The 19,215-nt window shown below is 46.0% G+C and carries 20 protein-coding genes; 3 read left to right on the top strand and 17 right to left on the bottom strand.

Features of this window, described 5'->3' with window-relative positions; translation table 11 throughout:
* Positions 1–4 precede the first annotated feature (4 nt).
* Positions 5–640, top strand: coding sequence for an RluA family pseudouridine synthase (locus tag EBI00_RS08255; protein WP_123095459.1), 636 nt, complete (start codon positions 5–7; stop codon positions 638–640).
* 100 nt (positions 641–740) lie between these two features.
* Here EBI00_RS08255 and EBI00_RS08250 read toward each other — a convergent pair whose 3' ends face one another.
* The 12 genes from EBI00_RS08250 to EBI00_RS08195 all read right to left on the bottom strand — a co-directional run bounded on the left by EBI00_RS08250 (position 741) and on the right by EBI00_RS08195 (position 15,468).
* Positions 741–2,708, bottom strand: a complete 1,968-nt coding sequence (locus tag EBI00_RS08250; RefSeq protein ID WP_123095458.1) for a methyl-accepting chemotaxis protein — start codon at positions 2,706–2,708, stop codon at positions 741–743.
* Between the two features lie 382 nt (positions 2,709–3,090).
* Positions 3,091–3,333 carry a hypothetical protein gene (locus EBI00_RS08245; protein ID WP_123095457.1) on the bottom strand — a complete coding sequence of 81 codons (243 nt, stop codon included), beginning with the start codon at positions 3,331–3,333 and terminating at the stop codon, positions 3,091–3,093.
* A gap of 25 nt (positions 3,334–3,358) precedes the next feature.
* Positions 3,359–4,135: an electron transfer flavoprotein subunit beta gene (gene etfB / locus EBI00_RS08240; RefSeq protein WP_123095456.1), complete on the bottom strand. Its 777-nt coding sequence runs from the start codon at positions 4,133–4,135 to the stop codon at positions 3,359–3,361.
* Positions 4,125–5,426, bottom strand: coding sequence for an electron transfer flavoprotein subunit alpha (etfA, locus tag EBI00_RS08235; RefSeq protein ID WP_123095455.1), 1,302 nt, complete (start codon positions 5,424–5,426; stop codon positions 4,125–4,127). The genes etfB and etfA overlap by 11 nt, the downstream gene beginning before the upstream one ends.
* Positions 5,419–7,374 (bottom strand): (Fe-S)-binding protein, encoded by a 1,956-nt coding sequence (locus EBI00_RS08230; protein WP_277749199.1) that lies wholly within the window; start codon positions 7,372–7,374, stop codon positions 5,419–5,421. Before EBI00_RS08230 ends, etfA begins: the two co-directional genes overlap by 8 nt.
* An 18-nt stretch (positions 7,375–7,392) precedes the next feature.
* Positions 7,393–9,459 (bottom strand): dimethylglycine demethylation protein DgcA, encoded by a 2,067-nt coding sequence (dgcA, locus tag EBI00_RS08225; RefSeq protein ID WP_123095454.1) that lies wholly within the window; start codon positions 9,457–9,459, stop codon positions 7,393–7,395.
* Positions 9,460–9,482: 23 nt separating this feature from the next.
* A complete protein-coding gene (locus EBI00_RS08220) occupies positions 9,483–10,028 on the bottom strand; it encodes a DUF5943 domain-containing protein (RefSeq protein ID WP_123095673.1) in 546 nt (181 codons plus the stop codon).
* Between the two features lie 2 nt (positions 10,029–10,030).
* Positions 10,031–11,008, bottom strand: a complete 978-nt coding sequence (locus tag EBI00_RS08215) for a dipeptidase (protein ID WP_123095453.1) — start codon at positions 11,006–11,008, stop codon at positions 10,031–10,033.
* Positions 11,009–11,170: 162 nt separating this feature from the next.
* Positions 11,171–12,022: a mechanosensitive ion channel family protein gene (locus tag EBI00_RS08210; RefSeq protein WP_123095452.1), complete on the bottom strand. Its 852-nt coding sequence runs from the start codon at positions 12,020–12,022 to the stop codon at positions 11,171–11,173.
* 43 nt (positions 12,023–12,065) lie between these two features.
* Positions 12,066–13,037: a calcium/sodium antiporter gene (locus EBI00_RS08205; protein WP_123095451.1), complete on the bottom strand. Its 972-nt coding sequence runs from the start codon at positions 13,035–13,037 to the stop codon at positions 12,066–12,068.
* A 592-nt stretch (positions 13,038–13,629) separates the two neighbouring features.
* The gene (locus tag EBI00_RS08200; protein ID WP_123095450.1) at positions 13,630–14,463 is read right to left on the bottom strand and encodes a helix-turn-helix domain-containing protein; all 834 of its coding nucleotides are present in this window, start codon (positions 14,461–14,463) and stop codon (positions 13,630–13,632) included.
* A 123-nt stretch (positions 14,464–14,586) separates the two neighbouring features.
* Positions 14,587–15,468, bottom strand: coding sequence for a GNAT family N-acetyltransferase (locus EBI00_RS08195; protein WP_241556987.1), 882 nt, complete (start codon positions 15,466–15,468; stop codon positions 14,587–14,589).
* Between the two features lie 237 nt (positions 15,469–15,705).
* On the opposite strand from EBI00_RS08195, the gene EBI00_RS08190 reads away from it, so the two are divergent.
* On the top strand, positions 15,706–16,581 hold the full coding sequence (locus tag EBI00_RS08190) for an MYG1 family protein (RefSeq protein ID WP_123095448.1): 876 nt from the start codon (positions 15,706–15,708) through the stop codon (positions 16,579–16,581).
* An 83-nt stretch (positions 16,582–16,664) separates the two neighbouring features.
* Positions 16,665–17,189 carry a lactoylglutathione lyase gene (gene gloA, locus EBI00_RS08185; RefSeq protein ID WP_123095447.1) on the top strand — a complete coding sequence of 175 codons (525 nt, stop codon included), beginning with the start codon at positions 16,665–16,667 and terminating at the stop codon, positions 17,187–17,189.
* 129 nt (positions 17,190–17,318) lie between these two features.
* Here gloA and EBI00_RS16055 read toward each other — a convergent pair whose 3' ends face one another.
* From EBI00_RS16055 to EBI00_RS16160, 5 genes are all read right to left on the bottom strand, one after another.
* On the bottom strand, positions 17,319–17,486 hold the full coding sequence (locus EBI00_RS16055; protein WP_174714910.1) for a hypothetical protein: 168 nt from the start codon (positions 17,484–17,486) through the stop codon (positions 17,319–17,321).
* A 29-nt stretch (positions 17,487–17,515) separates the two neighbouring features.
* Positions 17,516–18,250: a spermidine synthase gene (locus tag EBI00_RS08180; RefSeq protein ID WP_123095446.1), complete on the bottom strand. Its 735-nt coding sequence runs from the start codon at positions 18,248–18,250 to the stop codon at positions 17,516–17,518.
* A gap of 70 nt (positions 18,251–18,320) precedes the next feature.
* On the bottom strand, positions 18,321–18,473 hold the full coding sequence (locus EBI00_RS16050) for a hypothetical protein (protein ID WP_174714909.1): 153 nt from the start codon (positions 18,471–18,473) through the stop codon (positions 18,321–18,323).
* A 102-nt stretch (positions 18,474–18,575) separates the two neighbouring features.
* A complete protein-coding gene (locus EBI00_RS08175) occupies positions 18,576–18,794 on the bottom strand; it encodes a DUF6500 family protein (protein ID WP_123095445.1) in 219 nt (72 codons plus the stop codon).
* 12 nt (positions 18,795–18,806) lie between these two features.
* Positions 18,807–18,968 carry a hypothetical protein gene (locus tag EBI00_RS16160; protein ID WP_241556986.1) on the bottom strand — a complete coding sequence of 54 codons (162 nt, stop codon included), beginning with the start codon at positions 18,966–18,968 and terminating at the stop codon, positions 18,807–18,809.
* Between the last annotated feature and the right edge of the window lie 247 nt (positions 18,969–19,215).

The raw sequence follows: 19,215 nt of genomic DNA, 5'->3' as shown, positions 1-19,215 counted from the left end.
CTGAGTGAAACAGGTTACTTCCCGTTTGGAAATACTATACGAAGACGAATGGTTTGCTGTGATAAACAAGCCTGCCAATTGCTTGTCTGTGCCCGGTCGCGGGCCAGATAAGCAAGATTCCATCTTGTATCGAGCGGAATGTGTCTTTGGACAAGCCTTCGCCATTCATCGTTTGGACGAAGCCACGTCGGGTTTGATTTTAGTCGCCAAAACCCATGACTGTCAGAAACGCATGTACGCCCATTTTCGCGAACGAGAAGTGCAAAAAGAATACCGCGCCTTGTTGCGCGGTCATCTTTTAGGTGAAAAAGGCGAAGTGCGAAAACCATTGCGCTGTGACTGGCCTAACCGACCCAGACAAATTATCTGCACCGATGAATGGAGCAAAGATTCCGTCACCTACTGGGAAAACCTTGGCTACGAAAACAACACGACCCGCGTTCGACTCGTCCCCTTTACCGGTCGGTCTCACCAACTTCGTGTTCACATGCAAAGCCTTGGGCACTCTATAATTGGCGACGAATTCTACGACGCCGATTATCACAACGACCCAAGACTCTTGCTTCATGCTTTCCGGCTTGAATTTCGCCACCCATACACACAAGCATGGGTGGCGTTTGTATCGCCTTGTCCTTTCTAGTTCGGTTCTGTTTAGTTTTACTCAGATCTGATCTGAGCATCAGCACAAAAAAAACCACCTCTCGGTGGTTTTTTTGCCCTTCATCTTAGCAACACCTTCCCTATTCAGTTCGGAAACGGGCTACCATAGAATGCAGCTCTTTACTTAACTGATCTTGCTTACGGCACAACTCAGCCACGTCGCCCGAGATGCCTGAAACGCGATGGGCTGATTCGCTAATCGCGCCAATGTTGGCATTCACCCCTTCGGTCACAGCTCTCTGCTCTTCAGCCGAAGCCGCGGTTTGCATCGTCATATCACGCATCTGCTTAACCACTTCTTCAATCTGTTCAAAAGAGACTAATGCTTGGCCTGAGAGTTTAATCGCATTTTCCGACTCCGCTAAACTCGTCACCATGGAATCCGATGCCTGTTTCGTCCGATTGCCGAGCAAACCCAAAATATTGCTAATCTGTTCTGTTGATTCTTGAGTTCGACCTGCTAAGGTGCGCACTTCATCAGCTACAACTGCAAAGCCTCGACCTTGTTCTCCTGCTCGTGCTGCCTCAATAGCGGCATTGAGAGCCAACAGATTGGTTTGTTCCGCAATCCCCTGAATGGTGGACAAAATCTGATTAATATTAACGGTCTCTTTTTGTAGCTCAGTAATAATCTGATTTGACTCTTTAAGACGAGAACCTAAACGGTTCACTCCCTCAGCACTGTCTTTAAGCAGATTTTTACCCGCTATTGTGGTTTCCAAGCCTTTCTCAGAAACTTGGGCAGAATTGGCACAGCTCTCGGCCGCTTCGTTCGAAGCGATCAACATTTGCTGACCAGCCTCTGAAATCAGCTCAATAGACTGCAACTGATCACTCGCTGCACTGGCAACATCGCTGGCTTTTAACGATGTCTCAGCGGCTATTTTATCTATCTGAGTACTGGATTGCTTGATCCCCAATATCAGCGCTCGTGTTGAACCAACAAACTGATTAAACCAATTAGATAAAACACCTGTTTCATCGTTCGTTTTAATATCAATTTTAGAAGTAAGGTCACCTTCGCCTTCAGCAAGCACACGCAAATGATCCGACACTGACTCAATCGGGGTGATCATGCTTCTCGCCATCCAGAAAGCCACAAAACCGAATAAAATCAACAATAATACACAGACAATAGCGGTGGTTTTTACTAGTTCAACGGTACTAGCATAAATTTCCGAAGCCGGCATTAATCCCACAAACTTCCATTTTAAGTTGGGCGAAGTGTAAATATTGGCGTAGTAATCGACGCCACCTAAGTCAAAACGAATCACCCCTGACGAGGTTTGCGCAATTTTTGCGTAAGCTTCTCCAGTAAGATCGCCTATTTTTTTGAAATTATTCTCTTCGTTTAACGCGTCTACCAGAATGGTACCGGAATTTTCTACCACCATGATGCTGCCAGAATCTCCCAGCTGGGTATTATTGGCCATCTCTGTCAGTGTCTTGATCGAAACATCAACGGCGACCACGCCACCAATGGCACTCCCCTTGTTAAAAGTGCGCACCGCAGACACAAAAACGGCATCATCGGGCTCCCAGTAGTAAGCATCACGTAACGCAACCTTACCGGGTGTTTCCATGGCTCTTGGGTACCATCCACGTTTTTTGGGGTGCCACTCAGCGTATTCATAGGTTCCTGGCCACTCCATGTAACCATCCCCTTCGTCCCCCATGTACACGTAGACGTAGTTGGAATTATTTTTACCAATGGCCTCAAACAGGTTGAAAATTTCAGCTTCTCGACCGCCATTTTGTTTAGCAACAAGACTAGGCGCTTTACCTTGTTTATCATGGTAGGTGGTCAGTGGTTTAGCGTCAGCCGCGGTCACAGGGGCACTGTCTGCCATAAAACCCACCACAGATTTGATATCACTCATGAATTGATCAAACGAGTTTTCAACCGCGGTTAAGGTCTGTCCACTGTTTTGAGAGAAGCTTTTTAACGCCTGGTCAGAGGCTAAAAATGCCGTGATCGAACTCACAATCAACACCGGCAAGAGGGTAGCAACCGAGAAGGCCACCAGCAGTTTCGATTTAATTTTCATAGGCGTGTCTCACGTAAGAGAAAACTCAAATTATGATGGAAATAAACAACATTCAATAAATACATTGTGTTAACAGACAGCTAGAGCAATCACATCAACCAAGTACTTTAACAATGATTAAAAGAAAATATCTCAGCACATTACTTCAAAAAAATGATAATAATAGAAAAAGACATTAATCAGCTCATACTGTCTCGGATACTTTCGTCAAATCGCACACTTCACGCATCCCTTCAGTATTTTTGTTTTCCCTTCAAATAACATTACGACACAAACTGAAAACGCACTAGGGCTAATCAATAAAAACAACAAAATGTAACAAAACCCTCACCTAGATGCCCACATTCTTCTCTCATGAAAAGGTAAGTGGGCTAACAATGAATCACTGAGAGGCCTGATCGAGTGCGGTTATGACTTGCATCACACTCGGATGAACCGTTATATGACTTTGTTGCAGCTCATTGCACAGACCGTGTATGAGAGCCAAGTGTTTAGGGTCATTTTCCAGCCACAATAACACCGTTTCTTGCACATCGGCTAACCGCTGTTCCTGGTGGATCGGCGCCCCTAGTAACCTGAGCTTGTCTTTTAAATCCACTTCGTCAATTAAGTCTACTATCATCATAAGGGTGACCTAGGAATATGTTTATTTAGCGAATGACTTTTTCTTCAAGTAATAAGTCGAAAATAGCTTGGGCTTTTTCTTCTGGGCTTTCTTGTTTCATTATTTTACCGCCGCCCCCCACTGGTTTAGCCGTCGCGGCTTTCATTCGATCGGCAGCGGTTTTTGCTTTGACCACTTTTAAACGTTTTGGTCGTGGTTTAGCAGGGCTTATTTTCCACTCCATGAAGGCGTCGTCCGCAAGGTTGTCGCCTTTTTGAATGCTAAAAAGCGCTCTCGACCCGGGGCCAAACGCACTTTGACGGGCTTCTGGCGCAGCATTATCGATGGTGGCAATAAAAGGCAAACTGACTTGTACCGAACGACGTTGACCACGAGGCAATGCCAGCAAAACATCGGCCTTACCATCTTGTACGCTCACAATCTCGGCGACTTTAGGCACCAAAGGCCACCCCAACTGCTCCGCCAACAAGTACGGCAACATGCCGGAGGACTCGCCTCTCTCTGCGCGCACCCCAGTTAACACAATGTCGGTTGGATTTTTACGCAAATAACGCAGCAATACTGACACAGCGTCACAGCTGGAAGCTTGATCTAGCACAGTCAAACTGGGCAATCCCATGCCGGCATATTGGCGTAACACAGGGTTTTGTGGATTGCCTGCATGCAATACCGTTAATGCTTCACCCACCATTGTTAAACCTAACTCAACAGCGCGACCATCTTGCTCCGCTCGACGAGCACGACCCGACTGAGGATGGCGACCAATAGACACCAAAGAAACCACATTGATATTAGGCGGCATCACTCTTCTCCCCTTGTTTAGAAGACGTTTGCTGTTTTGACGCCATAAAGGCGTTAGCCAGTTTTGTTAGCTCAGCTAGTACGGCGTCACTGTCTGCAATCACGGCCAAATCTGCCCGTTTCACCATGTCACAACCGGCATCCGTATTAATCGCCACCACCTTGTCACATTGCCCAATCCCCTGCATATGCTGAATAGCACCCGAAATGCCTACCGCCAGATACACCCGAGCGGTCACCCAGGTGCCTGATGCCCCCACTTGTCGCTCTCGCGGCATAAAGCCATCGTCTACAGCCACACGGCTGGCACCTTCTGTCGCACCCAACGCGGCCGCCGCGGCGTGGAACTGGTTCCAATTATGAATGCCGTTACCCGCTGACAAGATAAACTCTGCTTCCGCCAAAGGAACCGCGCTAGCATCCACGTCTATCATGCCTCTGTCTAGCATCTTCGACGAGCCATTTGATTTCTTCAGTGCGGCTAATGGCTTGATTTGAAGCGGCAAAGCCTGATGGCGTGTGCTGTCTATGGCGTCGGCACATTCTTCGAGCAGCATCAAAATACGCGGTGTTGCGCGGCGAATGTCCACACTCGACGAAGCGCCACGACACAGCGTTTGTGTGCCATTCACCTGCCACGCTTGAGTCGCGGGTCGTTCGCCTAACCGAGCGGCCAAACGGGAAGCCAAATCCGCCCCACCGTTCACGCTGTCTGGAAACAACCAATAATCCGGATAAAATTGTGTTTCTATCTGTTCCAGTGCCGCTAGCCTTGCCTCTGGTGCAAAGCCATTAAATTCCTGACCTGCCAGATGAATCAAGCGATCCACCCCCGCTAAATCAAATTGTGTCTCTTTACTCTCTCCAAAACACACCAACACCACGGCGACGGCGGCTTTTTCAGTCGCAAGTTGATGCGCCAATCCTAAAATATCTTTGTCATGACGCGTCAAACGCCCGCCCACCATATCCGCTACCACCATAATGTAGCCTGCTGGATTTTCGACAATATGCCATGGCAATGACACCGCTTTTGCTTCAGTGCTGCGCTTTTTGCCTGCTAGCTCAGCACCTACAGAAGAAAACACATCCGCGCGATCGATCCGCTTAATCCCATTAGGACCAATAAAACCGACAAGATGAGGATCCTTTCGCAGCAAGCCGGATGGTCCACGCCTTTCACCCTGCTCGGCAGACAGCACAGTGTCGTGCAGCGGGTGCAAACGATTACGGGCGATCCATTCGTTCCTTGGGTCGCGACGCAACATCTCCTCCAAAGAAAAATCACTCATGAACCACCTCCTCTTTCACGCTAATCGACGTTGCTTCAACTAACTGGCCCACCAGTATTTCAGCAATATCTCGCACCACTGGCCTTGGCTCTACCACGCCTTCCAACATAGCGGTACACTGCTGACAACCAACGGCCACCATGCTGGCGCCAGTGCTGACAACATCTTCCATGCGCATATCGGCAATACGACGTTCGCCCGGAATGTCCGTAATCGGTGCACCACCACCGCCACCACAGCAACGAGAACGGAATTTTGATCGCTCCATTTCAGCGACATCAATACCCAAACTCGCCAAGAGTTCACGAGGTGCTTCGTATTCCCCGTTGTAACGTCCTAAATAACAAGGATCGTGATAGGTTACCTTGCCACCTTTAAAGGGTTCCAGTTGCAAAAGGCCGTCTTTTACCAAGCGATTCAAAAACATCGTATGATGCAATACTTCCACGTTCTGTAGAGCATCAGAACCAAAATCACCGTATTCGTTTTTCAAACAATGAAAGGCATGAGGGTCAGTCGTGACAATCTTATTGAACTGATATGTCGACAAGGTTGCCAAGTTACGTTTCGCCAAGCTTTGAAACGTCGCATCATCGCCCAAACGACGAGCCACATCACCACTGTCTAATTCTTCGTCTCCTAGAATCGCCGCGTCTACATTGGCGGCTTTCATCAATTTGACAAACGCACGCAGAATCCGCTGGCTACGCATATCAAACGCACCGTCAGAGACCCAAAACAACACATCGGCTTGTTTCACGTCTTTCATAACAGGCAAGTTCTGATCCGCCGCCCAGTGAGTTCGACTCGCTGGCGCATAGCCATTCGGATTATCCGTCGCGATAATATTTTCGAGGACTTGTGCCCCCTTGTTCGGCGTTTCGCCTTTTTCCAGCGTCAAGAAACGGCGCATATCAACAATCGCATCCACATGCTCAATCATCATTGGGCACTCTTCCACACAGGCGCGGCAAGTGGTACATGACCACAGCGTATCGGGATGGATTAAACCATCGGTAATAATCTGATTCGGCTCGCCTTTCGCGTGACCAAGGTCAATACCAGGATACGGATTGCCCGCGTAGTTTTCATCTGTGCCCCCCGCAAAACCCACCACCATATCTTGAATCAGTTTTTTAGGGTTTAGCGGCTGCCCCGCCGCGAACGCCGGACACACCGCTTCGCAACGACCACATTGCACACAGGCATCAAAACCTAATAACTGATTCCATTTGAAATCCGTTGGCTTCGCCACGCCGTGCACTTCTTTCGCACTTACGCCAACGCCAAAATCGACTGGTTTTAACCCAGTAGATCGACCGCCACCAAAACGCTCTGGACGACGATGAAAGGCAAGATGTAACGCCCCCGCAAACGCGTGCTTCATCGGCCCACCCCATGTCATACCGAACAGCATTTCACTGAGACTCATTAAGATTAACACTGACAAAACCAAAGTAAGCAGCCAACCACCAAAGCCCTCCGGTAGCACTCCCACAGCAGGCAGAGTCAACACAAAAAAAGTAATCGAAAAAGTCAGCAAACTTTTTGGCAAACGCATCCACGGCCCTTTCGACAGGCGTGAAGGCGGATTAATACGGCGCTTATAAACAAAAAGAGCACCACAAAACATCATCACCAACGCCGCCAATAAAGCCCACGCAAGAATCTTACTGTCGACACCAAACAGGTGAACACACACCACCAGCACCATCGCCAATACAAAACCACCACCGGTCACCACGTGAGTTCGGGAAATGTATTTGTCCCGATCCACCACATGATGAAGGTCATGCAAATAGCGTTTTGGCATGGCCAGCAGACCCGCCAGCATGTTGACTTTTTCCGCCTGCCCTGCGCGCCATAAATTGATTCGACGCACCGCACCGATACTCGCAAGCACCAGCAAAACGCTTATTAAAGTTGGAACTAACCAATCAAGCATCATAGTAACCCCCTCATTAGCTTAGAGGTCTTTGCAAAGACGCAAAGCATCGTACATGGCGGCGTGAACATTGCGCTGCGACACAATGTCACCTAACCGCCACAAGATCATGCCTGCGCCCTTCTCTTCTGCTAAAACCGGTTGCGGTTTAATATCAAACAAGGCTTCGTTATCAATTTGACCTTTATTGAGCGAGCTTGGTTTTAGAGCGTAATACAAGTCTTCAATGGGACGCGTGCCGTTTTCGACGACAACTTGATCCACGACCCGCTCTTCTTTTTGCGCGGTGTATTCGTTCTCAAGCACAGCGACCAATTTATCGCCCTCGCGGTAAACCTTGTGGAGCAGCATGTCCGAGGTCATGATGACTTCTTTTTCGTACAAAGAGCGGTAATAGGTTGGGAAGGTCGTGCCACCAATGCCAACACCCGGTTTAATATCGTCAGTAACCAATTCAACCAATGACCCTTTGGACGCCAAATAGTCCGCCGCCGACATACCAGAGAATTCACAAATGGTGTCGTAAACCAAGACGTTTTTACCCGGTTCCACCTTGCCACTGAGAATATCCCAAGTAGATACCACTAAGCCTTCCGCCGCGCCCCACTCTGGGTTTTGCTCCAAGAAAGGACGGCCGCCAGTTGCCAAGATGCACACGTCTGGATTCAATGCCTTAATCATCTCTTCGCTGGCCGCGGTGCCCAAACGCACCTCTACGCCCAAACGCTCGATTTCCATCACCAACCAGCGAGTGATACCTGCGATTTGATCCCGCTGCGGCGCTTTGGCTGCATAGACTAACTGCCCACCCAACTCGTCCGCTTTCTCGAGCAAGGTGACTTTATGACCCCGCTCCGCGGCAACACGCGCGGCTTCCAATCCACCAGGACCACCGCCAACCACAACCACGTTACGAATGACGCCTGTGGTTTTTTCAATGATATGCGGCAAGCCCATGTATTCCCGCGATGTCGCGGCGTTTTGAATACACAAGACATCCAAACCTTGATACTGACGATCGATACAATAGTTCGCGCCCACACACTGGCGAATTTGATCTACCTGATCCATTTTTATCTTGGCGATAAAGTGCGGGTCCGCAATGTGCGCTCGTGTCATGCCGACAAAATCCACATAACCAGCCTCAATAATGCGTTTGGCTTGATTCGGATCCTTGATGTTTTGCGCGTGAATGACAGGCACATTCACGACTTCTTTGATTCCCGCCGCCAAATAAAGGAACGGCTCAGGCGGGTAGCTCATGTTTGGAATCACGTTGGCCAAAGTATTGTGCGTATCGCAACCGGAACCCACCACACCAAAATAATCCACCATGCCAGTGGCGTCATAATACTGTGCGATCTTCTTCATTTCTTCGTGGCCCAAGCCATCGGGATGGAACTCATCGCCGGTAATACGCATACCCACGACAAAATCCGGCCCCACTTCAGCGCGCACCGCTTTGAGCACTTCCATACCAAACTTCATGCGACCTTCAAAGGTGCCGCCCCATTCATCGGTACGTTTGTTGACTCGTGGCGACCAGAACTGGTCAATCATATGTTGGTGAACCGCAGACAGTTCCACGCCGTCCAAACCACCTTCTTTGGCACGACGCGCGGCTTGGGCAAAGTCCCCAATCACACGCCACATTTCTTCCACTTCGATGGTTTTACAGGTCGCACGGTGAACCGGTTCACGAATGCCAGAAGGCGACATTAAGTTGGGCCAGTTTTCTCCGTCCCAGCGAGAGCGACGCCCCATATGGCTAATTTGAATCATGATCTTGCCGCCGTGTTTATGCACCGCATCGGCCAGATTTTGGAAATGAGGAATAATACGATCTGTCGAAAGATTCACCGAACTCCACCAGCTTTGTGGACTATCAATGGACACCACACTGGAACCACCGCAAATACACAGGCCACAACCGCCTTTGGCTTTTTCTTCGTAATACTTCACATAACGATCTGTCGTCATGCCGCCATCAGTGGCGTACACCTCGGCATGAGCCGTACTGACAATACGATTGCGGATGGTTAATTTATTAATGTTAAGTGGCTCGAACAACGCATCATACTGGGACATAAAAACAGCCTTATTAAAGTGAATTACAGCGGTGTGACTTCAAAGTACCCTACATCACAGCCTTCCTCGGCTGCACTCTGGGTTTGAATCGCTTTCGTTTGAGTCGTCAAACCTTTGCTTTCTAAGATCTGATCCAACGCACCCGCAAACCAACCTGTAAACATATAATCCACCTTGCGATTGACTTTTTTACCGTGGATTTTTTCGTAGTGGTAAACAAACGCTGAATTTTCTAAACGCACTTTTGCCGTGCCTTTTTCTATGTCTAATGCTTCGGTAATAAAAAAGCCCCAGCCACGTTGAGATAGACGCTTCAAGTAATGGTGCCAAATGTCTTCACCGTAAATATCGTGACATGCAGACTCTTGTTCACACCAAAAATAGGCAGACTTGTAACCCGCTTTGTATAAAATCTCGGCATAACGCTCGGTACCGATCTCGTCTTCAATGCCCATGTGATTATTGACAAAAAAGTGACGTGGTACATACAACATGGGCAAGGCATCGGTTGTCCAAACTCCGGTTTTGTCATCCACTAAAATTGGCATTTCTGGCGCATGTGTCGTCATCATTATTCTCCCCATACTTCTGCAAGAAGATTCACCCAATTTTCGCCCATGATTTTCACCACCTGACGTTCACTAAAACCATGCTTCAACAAGGCTTCAGTCAAGTTCGGAAAATCGCCAACCGTACGCATACCCAGCGGATTGATAATCTCGCCAAAGCGTGTCAAACGACGGGCATAGCCTTTGTCATGGGTTAAGTATTCGAAGAAGTCGTAACCTTGACCTTGGGTAAAGTCCGTGCCGATGCCAATGGCATCTTCACCGACAATGTTGTAGATGTATTGAATGGCTTCGACATAATCGTCAATGGTCGCGTTAATGCCGGCTTTTAAAAAAGGCGCAAACATGGTGACACCGACAAAACCGCCATTGTCAGCAATGAACTTAAGCTCTTCGTCGGTGCGATTACGTGGGTGTTCTTTTAAACCCGCAGGCAAACAATGGGAATACGCTACTGGCTTTTTCGATTCGATGATGACTTCTTTCGCGGTATTTGGACCAACGTGAGATAAATCACACAACATACCGACACGGTTCATCTCCGCCACAATTTCACGACCATAGCCAGATAAACCGCCATCGCGTTCATAACAGCCCGTGCCAACCAAGTTTTGCGTGTTGTAACACATCTGTACAATGCCCACGCCCAGGTCTTTAAAAATCTGCACGTAACCAATTTGATCTTCAAACGCATGGGCATTTTGAAAGCCCATCATCACGCCCGTTTTGCCTTCCGCTTTAGCACGGTGAATATCTTTTGTGGTACGGACTTTTAATAGCAAATCGCTGTTGGCTTCAATCAGCTGATTCATCTCAACCACATTGCGAACCGTGCCTTCGAAATTTTCCCAAAACGACACAGTGCAATTCGCCGCCGTCAGCTTGCCTTTTGCCATATCTTCAAATAATTCGCGGTTATATTTCGCACATATCAAACCGTCAATGATAATGGACTTGTCGTGTAACTCTGCTGCGTTCATTGTTTTTCCTTACCTACCAAATATGGGCTTTTAAAAGGAGTGATTACTAATGAACTCAGTGTAATTTTTCGCTACGAATAGGAGGTGGCTGGAAACGACTAGAGGGAGACTAAAAGCGACTTGGTAAGCAAGTCGCTTTTGTGGTGTTTTTTATTGGAAGTATTAAGACTTTTCTTTCAACATGGGCATACTTTGTTCCGTGACCACATGCAAAGTACGCTGCGGGAATGGGATGGTTAAACCCGCCTCTTCGATGGACTCTTTCACTTGCTTATTTAAATGCCAGTAAGTCGGCCAATAGTCATCAATTTTTGCCCACGCTCTAAGTTGGATATTCACTGAACTGTCCATCATGGACACCACCATGGTCTGAGGCGCGGGATCTGGCAATAGCCTAGGTTCACTGGCGATGATTTTCTGCAATACAGACAAGCCAACGTCGATGGAATCTGAATAGGAAATTCCGACGACAATATCCATTCGTCGCTTACCATTGCGGGTGAAGTTTTTAATATTGTTCCCCCACAAAATACTATTGGGCGAAGCGATGTATAAGCCATCAACTGTTTCAAACACACAGGTAAACAAATTGATTTCCTTTACCGTACCTTGCGTTGAGCCAAATTCAATAAAATCACCCGCCTTAAATGGCCGCAATATCAGCAACATAATACCCGCAGCAATATTACTTAAGGTGTCCTTTAACGCTAACCCGATTGCCAAACCTGCCGCCCCCATCAGGGCAATAAGACTGGCCGTATTGACCCCAAAAATATCTAAAATAAACACACCACCAATCACATACACCGCATAACTGGCAACGGTCGATAAAATCGGTATCAGGGTTTCGTCTAACTTTTTTACCTTAGAATTGGTATCTAATATCGTCTTTCGCACCGCTTTTGCCATAAAGGAACTGGCAAAAAATATCACCACGGTCAATACAAGGTTATAACAAAGCGCAATAATCGTATCCGAATGATTTTGCCAAAATTGAATCAGTGTCTCTTGCATAAGCCTCTCTTCTTCGTTTTATTCTAACCAATACACTATTAAATTACTCAATAACAGAGGAAACCAGCCAAATGTTATAAGCCACAAAGGCCAGCAACAGACCCGCACCTTCAAATCGATTGATACGCCCTGCACGACGGTAACCATATGCCATAACCAGTAACATCACCGTCATCCCCATCATTACCAGCCAATCCCGTGACAACACCTCGGCAGACAAATTTGTCATCGGCGAAATACTCCCCGCAATTCCTATTACGGCAAGTATGTTAAACATATTCGATCCCACGACGTTACCAATGGCAATATCGTGCTCGCCTTTTCGCACCGCAATAATAGACGCCGCCAATTCAGGTAACGAAGTTCCCAATGCCACAATGGTCAAGCCGATAATCAAATCGCTCACCCCAAACGCTTGGGCAATATTCACCGCTCCCCACACCAATACCCGAGAGCTTATGATCAACACAACCAGGCCAAACACTAACCAAAAAATGGCTCTGGATTTAGACATTGTCTGGGTCACCAGCTCTTGTTCCATTTCGCCTTCAAGTGCATCGCCTTTGCCTTTCATTGCAGAATAAATACTCCAGCCAACCAAAGCAAAAAAACCAACCAACAAAAGCGCAGACTCAAAACGTGTCAACGACCCATCCCAAATCAAATAACCAAATACCAAACCGATTAACAGCAACAACGGAAGTTCTTTTCGAACAATATTAGATTGCACCATAATCGGAGCAATCAGGGCCGTCACACCCAAAATCAACCCCGTATTTACAATATTCGAACCCAGCGCGTTACCCAAAGCAAGATCAGGATTGTCATCCATCGCTGCCATCGCAGACACCACCATTTCAGGCGCCGACGTACCAAAACCAACGATTACCATACCAATCAATAATGAAGGCATACCGGCGTATTTTGCTGTAACGGCCGCCCCTTCAACAAAACGATCCGCACTCCATACCAACAAAATAAAGCCACCTAATAAGGCGAAAATAGCGAGCGTCATAACGTTACCTCACGTTTGAAAAAAAGAAACGATGCAAAAAAGATCATGGATTCGGGTAGTATTGATCTAAACAAACAAGACTTGAAAAGAATAGCGGTGGCGTATCGCTTTATCAAAAGCCATAGCCCATTGAGGTTATTCATTTCCAAACCCTCCAGCGAAGGACAGAGCAAGGAAAACAGTTAGATTAAGTACATTAGCGTCCTCGGGGCGGAAGAGACAAAGGCAAGCAATGCCCTCCCCCCCGAGAACAACGCTTGCCTTAAGTCTGGTCAATCCAGAAAACTGGATATAACCGCCACGAACGATTGTTCGGAGACTGTTGACGGTTATCTCAGCTAAAGCTGAGAGACTACTCCCCTAAGGTTTTGCGAATCATATTCCTATTTATATTGCTTAACAATACACAGTATTTAAGTTTTCGCCTGTGTCACGTTTTATATCATGGTGGCTTTGTATTACGTGGTGGACATGCCACCTGAAGTATCTTAAGGAAAGTAGCCGAATGCACTGTCGATCTCGTACTATGGAAGGGCTTTAGTTTCACTCTGATCACAAATATTTCTTGCTCATTTAAGGTAATACTAAAGACTTAATTAACGCCGCCATATACATCAATTGTTAGCCCTCTATTTTTTGCATAATTCTGAGGAGTGACACCAATCTGTTTTTTTAGTTGGCGAATAAGATGAGGTTGATCGCTAAAACCAAATTGAATAGCCACTTCGGCCCAATCTATATCAATCGTTTCACGTTGATAGAGATATTCCAATATAGCTTCAAGTGTGTTCATTGACTGACATTGTTTCAATGTTAATCCGACAACACGAGTAAAGCTCCGCTCTAATGTTCTCTGCGAGCAACCAAGCTTGTTACCAATTTCTGATATTGGCATGATATCTAGCAACAAAAGAGACTTTCGGGTCAATTTACTATGCTGATCTTCTTTGCAATTACTCAACCAAATTGAAAACAAACGATCTAACTTATCCCGACAGAGACTTGGATCACTTCTTCCTAATTGCGTAAGTTCATCGCCAGATACCCCAATGTCATTTAATAATGTGGAAAGGCAAACATCTTTTACAGCATCAATCACTGGGTGAGGGCAATCTTCAAGTCCTAAAGAGTAAATGGCACCAACTCTAAACTTAACACCTAAGTGAATAAAGGGTTCAGAGTGATCTAATTGAAACGTGTGTTGATGCGGAAACAGCCAATGACTACCAATCCCTTTATGATCCATTGCGTCTATTTGATAAAGGTAGGATTGGTTTTCTGGGGATATGATCAAATGTGCGCAAGGGTCTGGATTCAATTTTGGATGTTGATAGCTATCAGACTGCGCATCTTTTTCAATAAGCCAATAACATTCAATGTATTGGCAAACTTCTCGTGACTTGGGGCTTTCGATCCAATTCAGCATACGTTCTCAATTCTGACGGTATAATTTTCAATATATACCAAGTTGGTTAAGCATTGTAGTGACCTGTACCCCTTCATAAACTCACATCAATAAATGATTATGATTACAAAAAAGTGGCGATCACTATGTGCGCTTAAATTCAAATTGGATCAGCCGATTGGGAGCGAAAAAGCCTGCTCGAGTGATCGCCTTTTGTGCACCGATGTTATCTCTTTCAGTTGAGCAGATTACTTTTAGACCCTGCTCTTTTGCTTTATGACACAGCGTTTTTAATACTTGGGTTGCGACACCTCTACCACGTTCAGACTCGGCGACTATCATACCCAGTTCAGCATAATCCGTTTGATAATCATCGAACAGACGGCACTCACCTGTCGCTAAGATTTCATTCCCCCTCCAATAAGCGAATAACTCTTTACGTTGAATTAAGTTACCCAAGTAACTTGATAGCCAATCTTCTGGAGCACCGATAGACTCGTTGACAAATTTAATGCACGTGTCCAGTTGTGATGGTTCTACCAGCTTCATTGGCAATAGCGCCTTTTCTTCTATCGTTTGAAGTGGGTCTTGCACGTACATTAAGGCATTCACTTTAAATGAAGACGAATTATCTAAGCATAGCGAAAGAAAATCCGCCTCGGCGGTACTGACAAATGCTCCTTTAATTTCACCCATCAACTCAGCGTTGCTCTGACTCGTGATTGAAGTAAATAGCTCTGCTGCCTTTACATTAGCAGTGGGTGATAGGAAAAATTGTAATAAATACCCCTCTGCATTGATGCAACAGTAACCGATCAACACATCATGTTCGTAAAAGCTAAAATGGTTAGCCATTGGCACAAAGCCAAAATGCCACATTCCGTCTAGAGGCGCTGTTGATAGCGCAAAGTATTGTTGTTTTAACTCTTTAATAACATCTAATGATTCTGTAGCTTTAATTTCAAACATCGCACTTACCTTTAAATTGACATGATCATATGTAGAGAGAAGGCGCCGTTCTTCCATAGGAAGAGCCGCCTTTAGATGATGTCAATGTTAAGAGGTCTACAAATTCAAATATTGAATAAAAACGACAGTTTATTTTTCTTATTAGCTTTTACACAAGCTTGCCTTAGATACGGTTGAAACGAAGGGTGTCACCCATCATTAAAACCCCGTAAAATGCCGACCCTTGGTACGTATGTACTGTGAAGTGACGTGTGTGCTGTTAAGTGAAATGATGCCAATAAAAGAGATCATAGAATGACCGAACAAACTCAAGTAATCGCAACGCACAATGCAAACTTTCATGCAGACGACGTATTTGCCGTAGCCGCACTTAAAAGCATTTTTCCGTCTATAGAATTAGTACGTACACGTGACTTAGAAATCATAACCAAAGCCGACATTGTGGTCGACGTAGGTGGTATATACGACGCCGACAAAGGCCGTTTTGATCACCACCAAAAAGGCGGCGCAGGTACACGAGAAAACGGCATCCCGTTTTCATCATTTGGCTTGATTTGGCAAAAGTACGGCCTAGAAATATGCGCTGGCAATCAAGAAGTCGCTAACTCACTGGATAAAAATTTAGTATCTACCATCGACGCAATAGATTGTGGACACGTAGAGGGTGTACAAACAGGCATTAGCCTGAGCCAAACCATATCAATGTTTAATCCTACATGGCAAGAAGAAGGCGATTTTGATGCCTGTTTCGATGAAGCGGTTGCCTTTGCATCTCGCATATTAACTCGATTCATCGCCGCAGCAAGCGGTGGCGTAAACGCAAAAACCATCGTCGCCAACGCAATCGAAGAAGCCGAAGATCCAAGAGTCATCGTGTTAGAACAATATACACCATGGAAAACCACAGTACTTAGATTATCGCAAGATGCCTTGTTTATGGTTTACCCATCGCAAACAGGACAATGGCGCATACAAACCGTACCAGTTGAACTAGGCTCGTTTGAAGACCGTAAAAAACTCCCCGCGCCGTGGGCAGGTTTGTCTGATAAAGAACTGCAAGACGTAACAGGTTTAAACGATGCCATGTTCTGTCATAACGGCTTGTTTATCGCAGGCTGTGAATCGTTTGAAAACACCATGAAAATGGCAGAGATGGCGCTGGCGTACTAACGAACAAGGTCATAGGGGTTGGAATTTCGCAGCCAGCCCCCAGCTCCTAAGTTATACATTCATTACCACACGGGAGTACAAATATGAGTCGTCATTTTGAACAAGCCGAAGGCTTGTGTGAAGAAAAAGACCCAGCAACAAACGAGTTTGTATTCAACCAAACCATGTTGCGCATTGCCGATCCTGTGCGCACACTCGATTTTTATACCCGAGTGATGGGTATGACGCTATTAAAGAAACTCGATTTTCCAGACATGAAATTCAGTTTGTATTTTCTGACTCACGGTGAAGATTTTTCCGATATTAGTCACGATGATTCGGAACGAACGGCGCAAACCTTTGGTCGCCCTGCCATGTTAGAGCTTACCCATAACTGGGACGATACCCCAGACAATACGCAATATCACAATGGTAACAGCGATCCTCGTGGTTTTGGTCACATTGGCTTTCATGTGCCCGATCTAGAAGGCGCGTGTCAGCGTTTCGAGGCGCTCGGTGTGCCATTCCAGAAAAAACTAAGCGATGGCAAGATGAACAACATTGCCTTTATTAAAGACCCAGACGGTTATTGGATTGAAATTTTCAATGCTAGCCGTATGGCAAGTTAAACGACATTAAGCAAAAGGCCCCTTTGCAACATGACAAAGGGGCCTTTTTTCTGCTGTGTCATTTCGCCAAGAATGGACTAAGACACAACTTCGAAACCGCGTGTTTACAAAGTGTTATATGTCGTATTGCTAGCCCTTGTTTGCACCGCCTTTATTTGATCTTTCATTTCTCTTCTGTTTCTTACGGTTATTTTTCTCAGTGACGATTTTGATGGCTTCGTCTTTGGTTAAATGGGGATGATTGAATTTAGTGAATTTAGTGAATTTAGGGTCAGATGAAAAACGCTCTATTTTCATCTGACCCTAAATTATCCACCCCAAAACAGTTAGGGCTTACGAATGGGACGCTCGCACACATAGACAGAGTTGGTGGCAAAGCCGCCTTGAAAAGGGTTTTCAAACTTGACTAAATGAGATTCTACGGCCTCAAACACAGTTTCCAACAAAGCGATAAAATCGTCTTCCGGTAGATTCTGTGACCACATCGCAAACACCCCATCATCAATCAAGTGTTCTGCCATTAGAGACAAATTCGTCGTAGTGTAAAAGCCCGCATTGGAGGGATTCAGATATTCGGTGGGAGAATGGTCTATGTCTAACAAAATCGCATCAAACTTCTTACCGGCATGTTGCGGATCAAAGCCTGTTTCAGTTGCCGTTGCTAAATCAAAAAAGCTGCCCAACACATAGTGATTACGAGGATCAGCGTTGAGCACTTTGCCCAGCGGCACTCTCTCTTGTTGATGCCAGTGAATGACCGTCTCTAACGCATCCACGACGAACAGTTCTGCAATACGCTCATCGGTCAAAGCCGCCACCGCGGTATAACCCAGCCCCAAACCGCCCACAACAACACTCAGCGACTCGCCTTTCACCTTCGCCAAGCCCAGCGTTGACAGCGCTTCTTCCGCCGCGACAAACATACTCGACATTAAAAACTCATCACCTAGCTTCACTTCATAGATATCACGATCACCCAAAGCTGGAATGCGGCGCCTACGGAGGGAAATCTCCCCCAATGATGAGTCTTGACTGTCTAGCTCTTCAAACAGAAGCGACATATATAGGATCCTAAACGGGTAAATGAACAGTCAGTATACGCGTTTAGGCTATTGAGATCAGAGGAAAATTCTAGCCTTTATGACCATCGCCTTTATTGGATCTTGCATTTCTCTTCTGTTTCTTACGGTTATTTTTCTCAGTGACGATTTTGATGGCCTCATCCTTGGTTAAATTAGGATGTTTAGCGATCAACTCTTCCACTTTTGTATCAAATGCAGTCATTTATAAATCTCATGTATTAAGGGACGGACAAGGCCAGCATTTTAGCTCAGGATGTGCATAGAAGATAACATTTCTTAGCAGCGACTGAATTTCATGACTCAGCTAAACACCCGCTAGAACCATTTCTTTGATCTTAACCGCTTTTTCAAAGTGGTCTAACTTGTGTGTTTCTATCCACCACCGAGCGGCTTCCATGAGGACCTCCGGCTGGTCGTTTTTATTCTTGAAGAAAGCGTAAAACGATAGCCCAACCATCGCGCCCTTCTTCTCAATTTTTAGATCACATACTTCGACAATTCTTTCTCTAAGCTCTTTTCGCAATGTAGCTATCCTTTATCGGGAGATCGTTTTACACTCAAAGCCGCTGTGCGGTACATTAGCAATCACCATGACATAGCTTCGATTACGAAGCTTGCCAACAACATCACCGACAGGCTGAATTTTTCCTTCGTCAATCTGACGCTGACCCAGAGCCAACATCTTAAGTAGCGCCATGGTCTATTGAGTTTGCTCATAGCTTTTTATGTCTTGTATAACAGCCTTAGCATCACCGTTTTGAGTGATCACCATTGGCTGCATGTTAGTAGACAGGTTACGCAGCATGAGCCTTCAAATAGCTAATAGGTTTGATTTGATCTGATAACTTCATAAATGCCCCTTTATTATGACCAAATTTAGTTTCTAAATGGGTCGTCAGTCAATGAGAGTAGCCTTGATAAAACATTCGTGCAATTTTTCATCT

This window comes from Marinomonas hwangdonensis (assembly GCF_003721245.1).
In the GTDB taxonomy this organism is placed as follows: domain Bacteria; phylum Pseudomonadota; class Gammaproteobacteria; order Pseudomonadales; family Marinomonadaceae; genus Marinomonas; species Marinomonas hwangdonensis.
Note: the sequence above shows the minus strand (reverse complement) of the source record. Positions and strands in the feature narration are given on the sequence as shown.